At 62.2% G+C, this 14905-nt stretch carries 15 protein-coding genes and 1 tRNA gene; 12 read left to right on the top strand and 4 right to left on the bottom strand.

Translation table 11 applies throughout. From position 1 onward, the window contains the following. Positions 1-22: 22 nt before the first annotated feature. The 6 genes from ACE3P0_RS09745 to ACE3P0_RS09770 all read left to right on the top strand — a co-directional run bounded on the left by ACE3P0_RS09745 (position 23) and on the right by ACE3P0_RS09770 (position 5079). Positions 23-790: a MotA/TolQ/ExbB proton channel family protein gene (locus ACE3P0_RS09745; protein ID WP_172198293.1), complete on the top strand. Its 768-nt coding sequence runs from the start codon at positions 23-25 to the stop codon at positions 788-790. A gap of 9 nt (positions 791-799) precedes the next feature. After that, on the top strand, positions 800-1231 hold the full coding sequence (locus ACE3P0_RS09750; RefSeq protein WP_374402297.1) for an ExbD/TolR family protein: 432 nt from the start codon (positions 800-802) through the stop codon (positions 1229-1231). 17 nt (positions 1232-1248) lie between these two features. Further along, the gene (locus tag ACE3P0_RS09755) at positions 1249-1680 is read left to right on the top strand and encodes an ExbD/TolR family protein (protein ID WP_374402299.1); all 432 of its coding nucleotides are present in this window, start codon (positions 1249-1251) and stop codon (positions 1678-1680) included. A 69-nt stretch (positions 1681-1749) separates the two neighbouring features. Next, a complete protein-coding gene (locus tag ACE3P0_RS09760) occupies positions 1750-2979 on the top strand; it encodes a hypothetical protein (RefSeq protein ID WP_374402301.1) in 1230 nt (409 codons plus the stop codon). A 117-nt stretch (positions 2980-3096) separates the two neighbouring features. Further along, the gene (locus ACE3P0_RS09765) at positions 3097-4716 is read left to right on the top strand and encodes an NAD+ synthase (protein ID WP_374402302.1); all 1620 of its coding nucleotides are present in this window, start codon (positions 3097-3099) and stop codon (positions 4714-4716) included. Positions 4717-4740: 24 nt separating this feature from the next. Beyond that, positions 4741-5079, top strand: a complete 339-nt coding sequence (locus ACE3P0_RS09770; protein WP_172198308.1) for a P-II family nitrogen regulator — start codon at positions 4741-4743, stop codon at positions 5077-5079. Between the two features lie 65 nt (positions 5080-5144). Here ACE3P0_RS09770 and ACE3P0_RS09775 read toward each other — a convergent pair whose 3' ends face one another. Both ACE3P0_RS09775 and trxB read right to left on the bottom strand, forming a co-directional pair. Then, on the bottom strand, positions 5145-6131 hold the full coding sequence (locus ACE3P0_RS09775; protein ID WP_374402305.1) for a Smr/MutS family protein: 987 nt from the start codon (positions 6129-6131) through the stop codon (positions 5145-5147). 38 nt (positions 6132-6169) lie between these two features. Next, a complete protein-coding gene (gene trxB, locus ACE3P0_RS09780) occupies positions 6170-7135 on the bottom strand; it encodes a thioredoxin-disulfide reductase (protein WP_374402307.1) in 966 nt (321 codons plus the stop codon). 171 nt (positions 7136-7306) lie between these two features. Between trxB and ACE3P0_RS09785 the strand changes: the two genes are divergently transcribed. From ACE3P0_RS09785 to ACE3P0_RS09800, 4 genes are all read left to right on the top strand, one after another. Next, positions 7307-7978 carry a Crp/Fnr family transcriptional regulator gene (locus tag ACE3P0_RS09785; protein ID WP_172198317.1) on the top strand — a complete coding sequence of 224 codons (672 nt, stop codon included), beginning with the start codon at positions 7307-7309 and terminating at the stop codon, positions 7976-7978. A 60-nt stretch (positions 7979-8038) separates the two neighbouring features. After that, complete coding sequence (locus ACE3P0_RS09790; protein WP_374402309.1) at positions 8039-10345, top strand: DNA translocase FtsK; 2307 nt, start codon at positions 8039-8041, stop codon at positions 10343-10345. Positions 10346-10405: 60 nt separating this feature from the next. Next, positions 10406-11023: an outer membrane lipoprotein chaperone LolA gene (gene lolA, locus ACE3P0_RS09795; RefSeq protein WP_374402311.1), complete on the top strand. Its 618-nt coding sequence runs from the start codon at positions 10406-10408 to the stop codon at positions 11021-11023. A 113-nt stretch (positions 11024-11136) separates the two neighbouring features. Next, on the top strand, positions 11137-12459 hold the full coding sequence (locus ACE3P0_RS09800) for a replication-associated recombination protein A (protein WP_374402313.1): 1323 nt from the start codon (positions 11137-11139) through the stop codon (positions 12457-12459). On the opposite strand, the gene ACE3P0_RS09805 is transcribed toward ACE3P0_RS09800, so the two are convergent. Further along, positions 12453-12716 carry a hypothetical protein gene (locus ACE3P0_RS09805; protein WP_374402315.1) on the bottom strand — a complete coding sequence of 88 codons (264 nt, stop codon included), beginning with the start codon at positions 12714-12716 and terminating at the stop codon, positions 12453-12455. The two genes, ACE3P0_RS09800 and ACE3P0_RS09805, sit on opposite strands and share 7 nt — an antisense overlap. Before the next feature lie 265 nt (positions 12717-12981). On the opposite strand from ACE3P0_RS09805, the gene serS reads away from it, so the two are divergent. Together serS and ACE3P0_RS09815 are read left to right on the top strand one after the other, a co-directional pair. Further along, the gene (gene serS, locus ACE3P0_RS09810; protein ID WP_374402317.1) at positions 12982-14274 is read left to right on the top strand and encodes a serine--tRNA ligase; all 1293 of its coding nucleotides are present in this window, start codon (positions 12982-12984) and stop codon (positions 14272-14274) included. Between the two features lie 63 nt (positions 14275-14337). Then, positions 14338-14427 (top strand) — tRNA-Ser (locus tag ACE3P0_RS09815). Positions 14428-14664: 237 nt separating this feature from the next. Here ACE3P0_RS09815 and ACE3P0_RS09820 read toward each other — a convergent pair. Beyond that, a partial coding sequence (locus tag ACE3P0_RS09820; protein WP_374402319.1) for a helix-turn-helix transcriptional regulator occupies positions 14665-14905 on the bottom strand: 241 nt, incomplete at its 5' end.

Consider the following 14905-nt stretch of genomic DNA (forward strand, 5'->3'; position numbering starts at 1 on the left):
TCAACGATTGGAACTAATACAAATGAGCATTCACAAGATCACCCGCCGCGCGTCTGCCGCCCTTGGTGCCGCGCTGTTTTCCCTGATGTTCTTCGCGACGGAAGCGCTCGCTCAAGGTGAGAAGATTTCGGTCGAGAACCCCTACGGTCTTGGCGCGCTTTGGGCGCAGGGCGACTTGGTCGCTCGTGGCACTCTGGTGATCCTGGTGATCATGTCGATGGGCACGTGGTACATCGCCGTCGTCAAGCTGATCGAGCAGGGCAAGATCTTCAAGCAAGCCAAGGAAGCGCAAGAGAAGTTCTGGGGCGCCCCGTCGGTTGAGGCCGGCATCAAGGAGTTGAACGAAGACAGCGCTTTCCGCTACATCGCGGAAGAGGGCAACAAGGCCGCACATCACCACGGCAACTCGCTGACTGCGTCGGTCGACCTGAACTCGTGGATCGCGATGTCACTGCAACGCGCAAACGACACCATCCACGGCCGTCTGCAAGGTGGCCTCGCCTTCCTCGCAACCGTGGGTTCGACCGCGCCGTTCGTTGGTCTGTTCGGTACCGTGTGGGGCATCCTGCACGCGCTGACCGCCATCGGTGTTGCTGGTCAGGCTTCGATCGACAAGGTTGCCGGCCCGGTGGGTGAAGCGCTGATCATGACCGCGATCGGTCTGGCGGTGGCGGTTCCGGCGGTGCTGGGTTACAACTGGCTGGTTCGTCGCAACAAGGCGGCCTCCGACTACGTCCGTCAGTTCAGCGGCGAGCTGCACATGGTGCTGCTCGGCGGCAAGAAGGGCTAAGAAATGGGCATGTCCGTCCCTTCGTCGGGCGGCGACGAAGACGAGGTCGTATCGGCGATCAACACGACTCCGCTCGTGGACGTGATGCTGGTTTTGCTGATCATCTTCCTGATCACGATTCCGGTTGTCACGCAGTCGATCCAACTCGAACTGCCGCAAGAAAAGAACCTGCCGACGCAGACCAAGCCGGAAAACGTCGTCATCTCGGTCAACCGGGATGGCGAGACGTTCTGGAACATGCAGTCGGTGCCGGATAACAACGCCCTGGTCGAGAAGCTCAAGACCGTGGCCGTGATGGATCCGCAGCCGGAAGTGCATATCCGGGGCGATTCGGGCGCGCGCTACGAGTTCGTTGGCAAGGTGGTCGTTGCCTGTCAGCGTGCCGGTATCGTCAAGGTTGGCTTCATTACCGAGCCCCCCGCCGGCGATGTCGTTCGCTGATCGGATAGGAGAACGACATGGGAATGAATGTTGGTACTGGCGGCGGTTCGGGTGATCCGGATGTCATCGTCGACGTCAACACCACGCCGCTGATCGACGTGATGTTGGTGTTGCTGATCATGCTAATCATCACGATCCCGATCCAGACGCACGCAACCAAGCTGAACATGCCGGTCAACGCGCCGCCGCCTACCGCGGCGGAGCCGCCGGTGATCTACCGGATCGATGTCGACTTCGACGGCACCATCCTGCTCAATGGCGAAGTGGTCCCCGACCGCGCCGCGCTTGAGCAGCAGTTGGAGAAGATCGCCGCGATGCCGGTGCAGCCGGAGGTGCATCTCCGTCCCCACAAGCTCGTAAAATACGACAAGGTGGCGATGGTGATGGCGTCGGCACAGCGTATCGGGGTCAAGAAGATCGGCCTCGTGGGTGCTGAGCAGTTCATGTAAGTACCGTGTGGCGCGGTGGGAGCAGTCCCGCTGCGCCCTTATTTTTTGCGTAATACGGCAGGGACACGAATGATCAAGGGATATCTGGCTGCTGCAATGCTGGTCGGACTTGTTGGTGCTGCGCTGGCGCCGACTGTTTCGATGGCGGAAGAGGGCGCGAAGGCGACTGCCGTGCGTTCGGAAGTCGGCAAGCCGATCCAGGCCGCGCTTGACCTGATCAAGGCAAAGAAAACCAAAGAAGCGCTCGCCAAGGTGCGGGATGCCGAAGCGGTGAAAGACCGTACGCCTTACGAGATCTATCTCACCGAGCGTGTGAAGGCGCAGGCTTACGCCAGCGCGGGTGACGCGATGGCCGCCGGGCGCGCCTTCGAGTCGGCTGCCACGCTACCGGGGGCACCGGCAGCCGAGCGCACCACCTTGTTGAGTGCTGCCGCTGGGCAGTATTACAGCGGGCGCGATTACGCCAAGGCGGCGGCGATTTCCGGACGTTACCTGAAGGATGGTGGCACTGACGCGACGATGCGCACGATCTATGTGCAGTCGCTCTACCTGTCGGGCGACTACGCCGCTACCGCCAAGGCGCTCAGCGCCGAGTTGCAGGGCCAGAAGAAGCCGAGCGAAGAACAGCTTCAGATGCTCGCGCAGGCTTACCTCAAGCTCAACGACCAGGCTGCCTACGGAAAGACGGTCGAGCGCCTGCTGTCGAACTATCCGAAGAAAGAGTACTGGCAGTCCGTCATCTACGCGGTCAAGCAGCAGCCTGGCATGAGCGATCGTCTTGCGCTCGATCTGTCGCGCCTGCTTCGCGCGACGGGTACGCTGCGAACCTCGGCTGAGTACGAGGATGCGGTTGCACTTGCGCTGCAGCAGGGCTACCCGATCGAGGCCAAGAAGGCTTACGACGAAGGTATGGCTGCAAAGATCATGGGGCAGGGAACCGATGCCGATCGTCATCGTCGTCTCGGTGACATGACCAACAAGCAACTTGCAGAGGACAAGCAAACGCTCGGCACCCAGGATGCGCAGGCCGTCGCCGCCAAGGATGGCAACGCGCAAGTCAGTCTCGGCTACAACTATGTGCTGCACGGGCAGGCTGACAAGGGCTTGGAGATGATGGAGGCCGGCATCAAGAAGGGCGGCCTCAAGCGGGCTGAGGACGCCAAGCTGCGGCTTGGCTACGCTTACTACGTTGCAGGCAAGCGCGCCAAGGCGATCCAGGTCATGAAGAGCGTGACCGGTACCGATGGCGCCGCCACTCTTGCTGGGCTCTGGGGGATCTACCTGGCCCAATCGAACTGAGCATATCGCGCCCTCCGCGGCGCGGTTGTTTCGATTTGGCAACGAGGGTCGTGGGTCACCGCGGCCCTCGTTTGCTTTTGCGCGGCAGCCCAAGCCGCTCACGGTATAGTTCGCCCTATGGCACAAGACCCCCTCAAGATCGCAGTTGCGCAACTCAACTGCGTTGTCGGCGATATCGACGGCAATCTCGAAAAGATCCGCCAGGCGGCGCGCCGCGCGCGCAAGGCCGGCGCGCATGTACTGGTCACCCCGGAACTGAGCCTTTGCGGTTACCCGCCGGAGGATCTGCTCCTTCGGCCGGATTTTTACCGCAGTTGCAACCGGGCCATGGCGTCGCTTGCGACCGAGAGCGACGAGCTCGCGATCATCGTGGGCCACCCCTTGCAGGACGGCGAACGCCGCTTCAACGCCGCCTCTGTGTTGTCGGGTGGCCGAGTGATTGCGACCTACCGCAAGCTGCGCTTGCCGAACTACGAGGTTTTTGACGAAGAGCGCTATTTCGATGCAGGCACCGAAGCCTGCGTATTCGAGCATCGCGGCGTGAGAGTCGGCCTGAATATCTGCGCCGATGTGTGGGAGGCGGGCGCCGCGGAGGCGTCGCGTGCGGCCGGTGCGGAGTTGCTGGTCGCGATCAATGCATCGCCGTACCACATGGACAAGCTCCAGGTGCGGCACGAAGTGTTGCGGGACCGCGTTGGCGATACCGGCATCCCGGTCGTGTACTGCAATCTCGTTGGCGGGCAGGACGAACTGGTGTTCGATGGCGCCTCGTTCGCCCTCGCGCGCAACGGCGGCTTGCGCTACCAGGGGCCGTCGTTTGAAGAGAGTCTCGATCTCGTCACTTATGTGGATGGCGACCTCGTCAGCGACCGTGTCTCGGCGCCCCGCACCATCGAAGAGGACGTCTGGTCCGCACTTGTCATGGGCGTGCGCGACTACATCGGCAAGAACGGTTTCCCGGGTGTCCTGCTCGGCCTCTCGGGCGGTATCGATTCGGCCTTGACGCTGTGCGTTGCCGTCGACGCGTTGGGTGCGGACCGGGTCCGCGCCGTGATGATGCCGTCGCCCTACACCGCTCAGATGAGCCTCGACGACTCGCGCCTGCTGGTACAGCGGCTTGGCGTGCGTTACGACGAAATCGCAATCGCCCCGGCGATGGCGACCTTCGATCAGATTCTTTCTCCGATGTTTGCCGGGCTCAAGGCGGATACGACGGAAGAGAATCTGCAGGCGCGCATCCGCGGCATGTTGCTGATGGCGCTGTCGAACAAGACGGGTTCGCTGGTGCTGACCACCGGCAACAAATCCGAGATGGCGGTGGGCTACGCCACACTCTATGGCGACATGGCTGGTGGTTTTGCTGTCATCAAGGATATTTTCAAGACCTTCGTTTACCGTCTTGCGCGCTGGCGTAACCGCGACGGCGAGGTGATTCCGGACAACATCATCACGCGTCCGCCCTCGGCCGAGCTCAAGCCCGACCAGACGGACCAGGACACGCTGCCGGAATACGAGGTGCTCGATGCGATCATCGAGGCCTACATGGAGCGCGACGAGAGCCCGCGTGAGATCATCGACGCTGGCTATGCCGAAACGGATGTCCGCCGTGTTGTCGGCATGCTCAAGCGCAACGAGTACAAGCGGCGGCAATCGCCGGTCGGTATCCGCGTGACGCGACGCGGCTTCGGCAAGGACTGGCGCTATCCGATCACGGCGCGGTACCAGGACGAGTTCTGAACACAATCCCGGAGGAGTAAGCAGATGAAGAAAATCGAAGCGATCATCAAACCGTTCAAGCTCGATGAAGTGCGGGAGGCGCTGTCCGAAGTCGGCATCACCGGGCTGACCGTGACTGAAGTGAAGGGCTTTGGCCGCCAGAAGGGCCACACCGAGCTCTACCGTGGCGCGGAGTACGTGGTCGACTTCCTGCCGAAGATCAAGATTGAGGTCGTGGTGGCTGACAGCACCGTCGACCAGGCGATCGAGGGCATCATCAAGGCGGCGCGCACCGGCAAGATCGGCGACGGCAAGATTTTCGTGACGCCGGTCGAGCAGATCGTGCGTATCCGCACCGGTGAAACGGACGAAGCGGCCATCTGAACAGCACTGCCCGCTCGACAAAAGGCCGCCCTTGGGCGGCCTTTTTGTTGTGCCGTGTCCCTGCCTCAGCCCGGTAAGCGCGGGGCGCGCAGCAATACCAGCAAAGCGCCATCACCGCCGTCATGCGGTTTTGCTTGGCAGAAGGCGAGAATTTCCTCGCGTTGAGCAAGCCAGTTCCGTGAGAGTTGCTTGAGGACGCCGATACGCCCCGGTGAGCCCAAGCCTTTGCCGTGAATCACTCGCACGCAGCGCTCGCCACGTGTTAGCCGCAAGGCGAGGAACTGAGCCAGCGAGAGCCGTGCTTCGTCACGATCCATACCATGCAGATCCAACTCGGCTTGCACCACCCAGCGACCACGTCGCAGGTCCGTGAGCACCCGGCGCGGAATGCCAGGGCGGAGGAAGGCAGCCTCGTCGCCGATATCCAGTCGATCTTCAAAGCTCATCGGCGCCACGATGCTGTCGGTCAGCACCTGCTGTTCATCTGCTTCGCGCTGCCGCGGCTGTGGCGCGGGTGCGGGCGGTGTCAGGTGCAGGCGGCCGGATTCACGCAAGGGCGCTGCAGGCCCCACCGCGTGGCGGAAGAGCGCTGCGGGGTCGTGCGGGTTCTCGGCCCGGTCCAACCAAGCGCACATCGTGTCGGCACTGGCTTCATGCGCCGGATGCGGACTCGGCGCGCGGCGCCCCATCTTGTCCGGATCGATCCGGCCATCCTTGCGCAATGCGATGACGTCGTGCATCGCGTCGTGAAACGAGGCGAACTCGTCGCGGGGCGCGCCGGGCGCGCGCTCGTCGGGAGTCTCGTCTTCGGGCTGCTTTGCCCGCGGCTCAGGTACAGGTTTCGGGCGCGAGATTTCAGCCAGGTTTGGGGTCGGCAAGGGTTTCGCGCCCTGCATCGCCGCAGCGAAGTCGATCTCTTCGGCATCGCGTGTTGGTTCGGCGGCTGGACGTGGCGGCTTCGTCGGCCGCCCCGTGGCGGCCGGCAGCTTGTTGCGCAGCGCCCGCAGCGCATCGAAGTGCTGCGGTGCGGGTGGTGTGTTGCGCTTGCTCATTGGCGTTGCCTGTCGCAGCGAGACCGTATTACGCTCGATCAGGCCTTGCCCAGACTGTCCAGGTAGCGTTCAGCGTCCAGTGCTGCCATGCAGCCGGTGCCAGCGCTGGTCACGGCCTGGCGATAGACGTGGTCCTGCACATCGCCAGCGGCAAACACGCCCTTCACCGAGGTTTGCGTGGCATTGCCGTTGCGGCCGCCTTCGGTGATCAGGTAGCCGGTGTCATCCATCTCCAGCTGGCCTTTGAAGATGTCGGTGTTGGGCTTGTGGCCGATCGCGATGAACACACCCTTGAGAGCGATGTCCTTCGTTTCACCCGTCTTGACGTTCTTCACGCGCATGCCGGTGACGCCGGTCTTGTCGCCGAGGACTTCATCCAGCGTCGCATCCGTCTCCAGCACGATCTTGCCTGCAGCCACCTTCTCGTACAGCTTGTCGATCATGATTGCCTCGGCGCGGAACTTGTCGCGCCGATGCACCAGCGTGACCTTACTGGCGATGTTTGCGAGGTACAGCGCCTCTTCAACCGCCGTGTTGCCGCCGCCGACCACCGCGACTTCCTGGTTGCGATAGAAGAAGCCGTCGCAGGTTGCGCAGGCCGAAACGCCGCGGCCGGCAAAGGTTTCTTCGGACGGCAGGCCGAGATACTTCGCCGTCGCGCCGGTGGCTATGATCAGCGCATCGCAGGTATAGGTGCCGGAATCGCCGATCAGCGTGAAGGGGCGAGCATCGAGCTTGGCCGTGTGAATGTGGTCGAAGATCATCTCGGTGTTGAAGCGGGCTGCATGCTTCTCGAAGCGCGCCATCAAATCCGGGCCCATCACGCCATCGGCATCGGCCGGCCAGTTATCGACATCGGTCGTGGTCATCAGCTGCCCGCCCTGCGCGAGACCGGTGATCAGCACCGGCTTGAGGTTAGCGCGCGCGGCATAAACGGCGGCGGTGTAGCCGGCAGGGCCGGAGCCAAGGATGATCAGGCTGGTGTGGCGAGTGGTCGTGCTCATTGAGGTATCTCCCTGTCCGATAGCGAAAAATTATAGCCGAGCGGGTGACTCTCGGCCCTGTGGTCCGGTTGGCATATTCCTTGTGCCATAATCCGCGGGCTAAACGCTGCTGCCGTGTGCCTCGCGCGGCAGAGACGCTACACGCGCAAGCTTCGCGATCCGGAGAACGTCATGAGCACAAGCACCCCAGTTTCTGTCACCGCCCTGAAGACGTTTCCGATTTTTCAGGGTTTGTCCGACGAAAAGCTGCAGCCGATTGCCCGCTGCGCGATCATGCGCCGCGCGCCGCGCGGTTCCAGCGTGGTGAGCGCGGGCGACCGAACCGATTACGTGTACTTTGTACTCACCGGCAGCCTGAAAGTTCTCGTCAGTGACGAGGATGGCCGTGAAGTCATCCTGACCATGATCGGCCAGGGCGAGTTGTTCGGCGAAATGGGCGTGGTCGATGAAGAGCCGCGTTCGGCGACGGTGGTGGCGGTGACGCCGGCCGACCTGGTCACCATTTCCAAGACGGATTTCCGCCGCATCCTGCAAGAGAACTTCGAAGTTGCGCTGCATCTGATGCGCAACCTAGCGCGCCGTCTGCGCGTGGCCGATCGCAAGATCGAAAGCCTTGCGCTGATGGATGTCTATGGCCGCGTCGCACGCTTGCTGCTCGACATGGCGGCCGAAGATGGCAGCGGTCGCGTGGTGAAGCGCAAGATCTCGAAGCAAGACATCGCGAAGATGATCGGCGCCTCGCGCGAGATGGTCAGCCGCGTCATGAAGGACCTGCAAGTGCAGGGGCTGATCAAGGAAACCGACGACGGCATCGTCCTCTGCGACAGCATTGACGATCTGTAAGGCTTCCCGGCACCGGATTCGGTGCCGCGCACAATTCTAATACTCCCGTAGCGGTTTCCGATGCTGTTTTCCGGTTCGATGCGCGCCCCGTCCCAACCCCTGCCTGAACGCATGGCGGGTTTGGTGCGCGAGGCGCGCTGGATTTTGTTCGGCGTGCTGGGTTTTTACCTTGCGCTGATCCTGTTCGGCTATCAGAAGTCCGATCCGGGCTGGTCGCACGCCGTGCGCGTCGAGAAAGTCCTGAACCCCGGCGGTCGATTCGGTGCCTGGTTCTCCGACCTGTTGCTGTCGGTGTTCGGTGTGTCGGCCTGGTGGTGGGTTGCGCTGTTGGTGTGGGGCATCGTGGCCGGGCTGCAGCGGTGGCGCCAGGAGCTCGCGGGCAGTAAACGTTCGACCTTCCTGGTCGTGGCGGGCTTCGTTGTCGTACTGCTGGCAAGTGCCGCGATCGAGGCGGTGCGCTTCTATGCCCACAAGTGGGCATTGCCGGGCGAACCTGGCGGTGTGCTGGGCATCGAGCTTGGCCGCATCGTCACGAACTACCTTGGCTTTACCGGCGGCACGTTGGTGTTGCTGGCGCTTTGGGCGGCAGGTACCAGCCTGTTCTTTGGCTTCTCGTGGATGAACGCGCTTGAGCGCATCGGCTACTGGGTCGAGAACGGCGGCGCCGAGCTGCGTGCGCGGATCCAGGCCTGGCAGGATCGCAAGGTCGGTCAGCAAGTGGCCGAGAAGCGCGAAGAGAAGGTCAAACGCGAGCGCAAGAAGCGCGAAGACGCGCCGCCGCCGCAAATCCGTATCGAACCCGCGGTGGTCGAGGTGGTGAAATCCGAGCGGGTCGAGAAAGAGCGCCAGCAAGTACTGTTCGCCGATGCGGCGAGCGGTGGTTTGCCGGCGCTGTCGCTACTCGACCCGGCGGCGAACGATGTCGAACCGCCGTCGGTTGAGGCGCTCGAATACACCTCGCGCCTGATCGAACGGAAGCTGGCGGACTTCGGTGTCGAGGTGAAGATCCTCGCGGCCTATCCGGGCCCGGTGATCACGCGTTACGAGATCGAGCCAGCGGTGGGCGTGAAGGGCAGCCAGATCGTGAATCTGGTGAAGGATCTGGCTCGGGCGCTGTCGGTGATGAGCATCCGCGTGGTCGAGACGATTCCCGGCAAGAGCTGCATGGGGCTTGAGCTGCCGAATCCGAAGCGGCAGACGGTGCGCCTGTCCGAGATCCTCGGTTCTGCCGCCTACCACAACATGCATTCGGCGCTGACTGTGGGCCTCGGCAAGGACATCGGCGGCAACCCGGTGGTGGCCGATCTGGGCAAGATGCCGCACCTGCTGGTGGCTGGCACAACCGGCTCGGGCAAGTCGGTCGGCGTGAACGCGATGATTCTGTCGCTGCTCTACAAGTCCGAGCCCGATAAGGTCCGCCTGATCATGGTGGACCCGAAGATGCTGGAACTCTCGATTTACGAGGGTATTCCGCATCTGCTCGCGCCGGTGGTGACCGACATGCGCCATGCCGCGCACGCGCTGAACTGGTGTGTCGGCGAGATGGAACGCCGTTACAAGCTGATGGCCGCGCTCGGTGTGCGCAACCTTGCTGGATTCAACAAACAGATCACCGACGCGCAGAAGGCCGGCAAGCCGCTGACCAACCCGTTCTCGATCACGCCTGAGAGTCCCGAGCCGCTCTCGACAATGCCGGCGATCGTGGTCGTGATCGACGAATTGGCCGACCTGATGATGGTGGTTGGCAAGAAGATCGAAGAGTTGATCGCCCGCCTGGCGCAAAAGGCGCGGGCGGCTGGCATTCACCTGATTCTTGCCACGCAGCGCCCGTCGGTGGACGTGATCACGGGGCTGATCAAGGCCAACATTCCGACGCGTATCGCGTTCCAGGTATCGAGCAAGATCGACTCGCGCACGATTCTCGACCAGATGGGGGCTGAAGCCCTGCTGGGCATGGGCGATATGCTCTACCTCGCCCCGGGAACCGGTTTCCCGACCCGTGTGCATGGCGCCTACGTGGCCGACGACGAGGTGCACAAGGTCGTCGAGTACCTTAAGCAGACTGGCGAGCCCGATTACATCGAAGGCATTCTGACCGGCGCGGACGAAAGCGGCGGCGATCTGATGGGCGAGGGCGGCGGAGGTGGCGAGGCTGACGCCGAAGCGGACCCGATGTACGACCAGGCGGTGGATGTGGTGCTCAAGACGCGGCGTCCGTCGATCTCGCTGGTGCAGCGTCATTTGCGGATCGGCTATAACCGTGCCGCGCGCCTGATCGAACAGATGGAGAAGGCCGGGTTGGTCTCTCCGATGGGCCCAAGCGGTGGGCGCGAGGTCATCGCCCCCAACCAGCAGCGCGAAGAATAGGTGGCCCAAACCGCCGGCATGATGAGTCGGCGGATGGTGCTGCATGAAAGGATTGACTGCATGCCTCATTTCAAAGTCGCCGCGCTGGTCGCGGCGCTTGCCTTTTCCGGGGTCTCAAACGCTGCCGGCCTGGACGATCTCAAGCAGTTCCTGACCCAGACGAAGGCCGCCAAGTCGCGTTTTTCGCAGACGGTGGTGGGCCGCAATGGCAAGACCACCCAGAAGGCCTCGGGCACCTTCGTGTTCCAGCGGCCGGGCAAGTTCCGTTTCGTGTACGAGCAGCCTTACGCCCAGATCATCGTTGGCGATGGTCAGAAGCTCTGGACTTGGGACAAGGATCTGAATCAGGTTACGGTCAAGCCGGTGACCCAGGCGCTCGGTGCGACGCCGGCGGCGCTGCTCACGGGCGACGGCCAGCTTGAGCGCAATTTCGTGCTGAAGGATGCGGGCCAGTCCGATGGCATGGCCTGGGTCGAAGCAACGCCCAAGCAACAGGAGGCAGGCTTTGACCGTGTGCGCATCGGTTTCGCGGGCGGGCAGTTGCGTGGCATGGAAGTGCGCGACAACTTCGGCCAGACAACGCTGATCCAGTTCTCGAACTTCGAGGCCAACCCCACCCTCGATACTGCCGAATTCCGCTTCACGCCGCCCAAGGGGGCGGACGTCGTCGGTGAGTGAGCCGATGACCGACGCCGCGTCGTCTTGCGACGATCTGAGCGCACTGGCGCACGGCTGCGCCTCGACGATGGGCGCTACCGGCTCGCCGGCTTTGCGAAAGAATGGGGCAAAGCATGACTGCTGACCTTTTCTCGACTTCCAACGAGAACAATGCGCCGCTTGCAGAGCGCCTTCGCCCGCAGACGCTGGACGACGTGGTTGGGCAGCGTCACCTGCTGGGGCCGGGCAAGCCGCTGCGGCTCGCGGTTGAAGCGGGGCGCCCGCATTCGATGATCCTGTGGGGGCCGCCGGGCGTTGGCAAGACCACGCTGGCGCGCCTGATGGCGACGCATTTCGACGCCGAATTCATCGCGCTGTCGGCCGTGTTCTCCGGCGTGAAGGAGATCCGTGAAGCGGTTCAGCGCGCCGAGATCCATCGCGCACAGGGCCGCCGCACAATTCTGTTCGTCGATGAAGTGCATCGCTTCAACAAGGCTCAGCAGGATGCCTTCCTGCCCTTTGTTGAGTCCGGGCTCTTCACCTTTATCGGCGCGACGACGGAGAACCCGTCATTCGAAGTGAATTCCGCGTTGCTGTCGCGGGCAGCCGTGTATGTGCTGGAAAGCATCAAACCTGAAGACATGCAGGCGCTGTTCGTGCGCGCACAGCGTGATGCCTTTCCGGATCTGTCGTTCGATGCTGAAGCGCTTGAGCGTCTTGTCGGCTGGGCAGACGGCGATGCCCGACGTTTCCTGAACGTGCTGGAAACGCTGCGCACCGCAGCCGAGGCGAGCGGCCAGGATGAGGTCTCGGCCGAATTCGTGCAGAACACGCTTGCGCAGAATCTGCGGCGCTTCGACAAAGGCGGCGACGCGTTCTACGACCAGATCTCGGCGCTGCATAAATCCGTGCGCGGCTCGAATCCGGATGCCGCGCTCTACTGGCTGGTGCGCATGCTCGACGGCGGCGCTGATCCCCTTTACCTGGGGCGCCGCGTCGTTCGCATGGCTGTCGAAGATATCGGCCTCGCTGATCCGCGCGCCCTCACGATGAGCCTTGAGGCCTGCCAGACTTTCGAGCGGCTTGGCTCCCCCGAGGGCGAACTCGCATTGGCCCAGGCTGTGATCTACCTTGCCTGCGCCGCAAAATCCAACGCGGTGTACATGGCCTACAAGGCGGCACGCAAGTTCGTTAGCGAAGACGTCAGCCGTCCGGTGCCGGTGCACCTGCGCAATGCGCCGACCAAGCTGATGAAGGAACTCGGCTACGGCAAGGCGTATCGCTACGCCCATGACGAGCCAGAAGCCTACGCGGCAGGGGAGGACTATCTCCCCGAGGGGATGGCCGCGGTCAGTTGGTATGCGCCAACTGACCGCGGGTTGGAGGCGAAGATCGCCCAGAAGCTCGCATACCTGAAGGGGTTAGACCACAACGCACGAGAGGCAGAGGGTCAATGAGCGAGCGGGTGCGCGGCTTTAAACCGCGCATACACGTGTGAAACGTGTTCGGCTTTGGCGATCTGACCGCCGGTGCGTGCCTGATCGATCATCTCTTCCATCAAGTGGTCGATCAGTAGCACGCCGGAAGAAGTCTGAACCAACCCGCAGGCAATGTGCGCCGCCACGTCATGCGGCAAGTGCTCATGTTCCGCGAGGAGATCAACGTCTTCTTCGGTCAGGTCGCAGTAATCAAGGCAGTCGCGCAGTGACAGCATGCCTGCTCCTCCGTGGGTTGGGCGGATCGTCTTGCTGCGATCGAAGCCATGATTAAGGCTAGGTGAGGTGGCCGTCAAAGCAATGCATCTGTTTCTATCGAATGTTTGTAAGTCATTGAAAATACAAATAAAATAGTGCGCCGCATCAAATTGAAACGGCGCGGCGAAATCCCAAGCGGATCATCCGCTTGCAGTGCATCCCTGCGAAACGACCCCAGCTTCGGGGCATAATTCGCTGATAGCAAAAGAAAATCAGGATTCAGACATGCTCGACATTCAGCTACTGCGCACTCAACTTGACACCGTTGCGCAGCGCCTCGCCGTTCGCGGCGTAACCTTCGACACCGCAAGCTTCCAGGCGATGGAAGATGAGCGCAAACAGTTGCAGACCCGCACTCAGGAACTGCAAGCCAAGCGCAACAGCCTGTCGAAGCAGATCGGTGTGTTGAAAGGGAAGGGCGAGGACGCGTCGGCGGTCATGGCTGAAGTCGCAGGGTTGGGCGATGAGCTCAAGGCGAACGAAGCAGCGCTGGCCGCGCTGCAAGGGCGCCTCAACGACTTCCTGATGCGCATTCCGAACTTGCCGCACGAGTCGGTGCCGGTGGGCAAAGACGAAACCGAGAACGTCGAAGTGCGCCGCTGGGGTACGCCCGCGCAGTTCGACTTCGACGTGCGCGACCATGTCGATGTCGGCGAACGCCTTGGCCTCGACTTCGATACGGCGGCCAAGCTCTCCGGTGCGCGTTTTGCGCTGCTGAAGGGGCAGGTCGCCCGGCTGCATCGCGCGCTGGCGCAATTCATGCTCGACACTCATACCGGCGAACATGGTTACACCGAGTGCTACACCCCCTATATCGTCAATCCGGATGCGCTCTACGGTACTGGCCAGTTGCCGAAGTTCGCGGAAGACATGTTCCGTGTTGAAAAGGGTGGCGCTGAGAATGTCGTGACGCAGTACCTGATTTCGACGTCCGAAATCTCACTCACCAACACCGTGCGCGAGTCGGTGCTGCAAGCAGAAGATCTCCCGATCAAGCTGACCGCGCATTCGCCGTGTTTCCGTTCCGAGGCCGGCTCCTACGGGCGCGATACGCGTGGCCTGATTCGCCAGCATCAGTTCGATAAGGTCGAGATGGTGCAGATCGCGCACCCGGAGAAATCTTACGACGCGCTGGAAGAGATGGTCGGTCATGCAGAGAAGATCCTGCAGCGCCTCGGCTTGCCCTACCGCGTCGTCGCGCTGTGCTCTGGCGATATGGGCTTCTCCGCCGCCAAGACCTATGACCTTGAAGTCTGGCTGCCGGCTCAGAACACCTACCGCGAAATCTCCAGCTGTTCCAACTGCGAGAGTTTCCAGGCACGCCGGATGCAGGCCCGTTTCAAGAACGAGCAGGGCAAGAACGAACTCGCTCACACGCTCAACGGTTCGGGCCTCGCGGTCGGACGAACCCTGGTGGCGGTGCTGGAAAACCACCAGCAAGCAGACGGCTCGGTGACCGTGCCGGAAGCGCTGCGCCCCTACATGGGTGGCATCGAAGTCCTGCGCCCAACAAATTAATCGTCAAGGCGCTAGCCAAAACAAAAAAGCGCTGTATAATTGTGGGCTCGATTTCGAGACCGCGGAGAGGTGGCAGAGTGGTCGATTGTACCTGACTCGAAATCAGGCGTACGTGCAAGCGTACCGTGGGTTCGAATCCCACCCTCTCCGCCACAGCACTAACAAAATCGCGCCTTCCGGGGCGCTTTTTTGTTTTACCCATCATAAAACCCATCATCCGGATGCCCATTGCGGCGCCGCTAACGGTCCCGAAATGAGCGGGGCTTCGAGCGTGATTTGAACGCGTCCGGGCACTTTGTCGTTGAAACGGTAGACGGACAAAGCCCTCGGCGAAGGTTGTCACCGAGGGCTTTGGTCAGGCAGTCGGCGCCTGCGGGGCGGGCGGCGTCGCTATTGCGCGAAGGTGCGGTTTGCAGCAATCGTCGCGGAAATCCACTGTTCGACCTCGATCTCGATCCATCCCGACGCTCGGCCGACCTTGATGGGGCGGGGGAACTCGCCCCGCTGAATGCGCCGGTAGATCGCCGTCTTCTGCAGTCCGACGCGGTGAGTGACCTCGCGCATCCGGATTAGTCGTTGTGCCATGCGTTCCTCCAAAATAGGTTTGAATAGTGGTTGCGGATCCGGCCAG

The sequence above is a fragment of the Niveibacterium sp. genome (assembly GCF_041909475.1).
GTDB lineage: Bacteria > Pseudomonadota > Gammaproteobacteria > Burkholderiales > Rhodocyclaceae > Niveibacterium.

Coding starts and splice junctions, on each gene's coding strand:
- ACE3P0_RS09745 (WP_172198293.1), top strand. CDS start 23: ATGAGCATTCACAAGATCACCCGCCGCGCGTCTGCCGCCCTTGGTGCC.
- ACE3P0_RS09750 (WP_374402297.1), top strand. CDS start 800: ATGTCCGTCCCTTCGTCGGGCGGCGACGAAGACGAGGTCGTATCGGCG.
- ACE3P0_RS09755 (WP_374402299.1), top strand. CDS start 1,249: ATGGGAATGAATGTTGGTACTGGCGGCGGTTCGGGTGATCCGGATGTC.
- ACE3P0_RS09760 (WP_374402301.1), top strand. CDS start 1,750: ATGATCAAGGGATATCTGGCTGCTGCAATGCTGGTCGGACTTGTTGGT.
- ACE3P0_RS09765 (WP_374402302.1), top strand. CDS start 3,097: ATGGCACAAGACCCCCTCAAGATCGCAGTTGCGCAACTCAACTGCGTT.
- ACE3P0_RS09770 (WP_172198308.1), top strand. CDS start 4,741: ATGAAGAAAATCGAAGCGATCATCAAACCGTTCAAGCTCGATGAAGTG.
- ACE3P0_RS09775 (WP_374402305.1), bottom strand. CDS start 6,131: ATGAGCAAGCGCAACACACCACCCGCACCGCAGCACTTCGATGCGCTG.
- trxB (WP_374402307.1), bottom strand. CDS start 7,135: ATGAGCACGACCACTCGCCACACCAGCCTGATCATCCTTGGCTCCGGC.
- ACE3P0_RS09785 (WP_172198317.1), top strand. CDS start 7,307: ATGAGCACAAGCACCCCAGTTTCTGTCACCGCCCTGAAGACGTTTCCG.
- ACE3P0_RS09790 (WP_374402309.1), top strand. CDS start 8,039: ATGCTGTTTTCCGGTTCGATGCGCGCCCCGTCCCAACCCCTGCCTGAA.
- lolA (WP_374402311.1), top strand. CDS start 10,406: ATGCCTCATTTCAAAGTCGCCGCGCTGGTCGCGGCGCTTGCCTTTTCC.
- ACE3P0_RS09800 (WP_374402313.1), top strand. CDS start 11,137: ATGACTGCTGACCTTTTCTCGACTTCCAACGAGAACAATGCGCCGCTT.
- ACE3P0_RS09805 (WP_374402315.1), bottom strand. CDS start 12,716: ATGCTGTCACTGCGCGACTGCCTTGATTACTGCGACCTGACCGAAGAA.
- serS (WP_374402317.1), top strand. CDS start 12,982: ATGCTCGACATTCAGCTACTGCGCACTCAACTTGACACCGTTGCGCAG.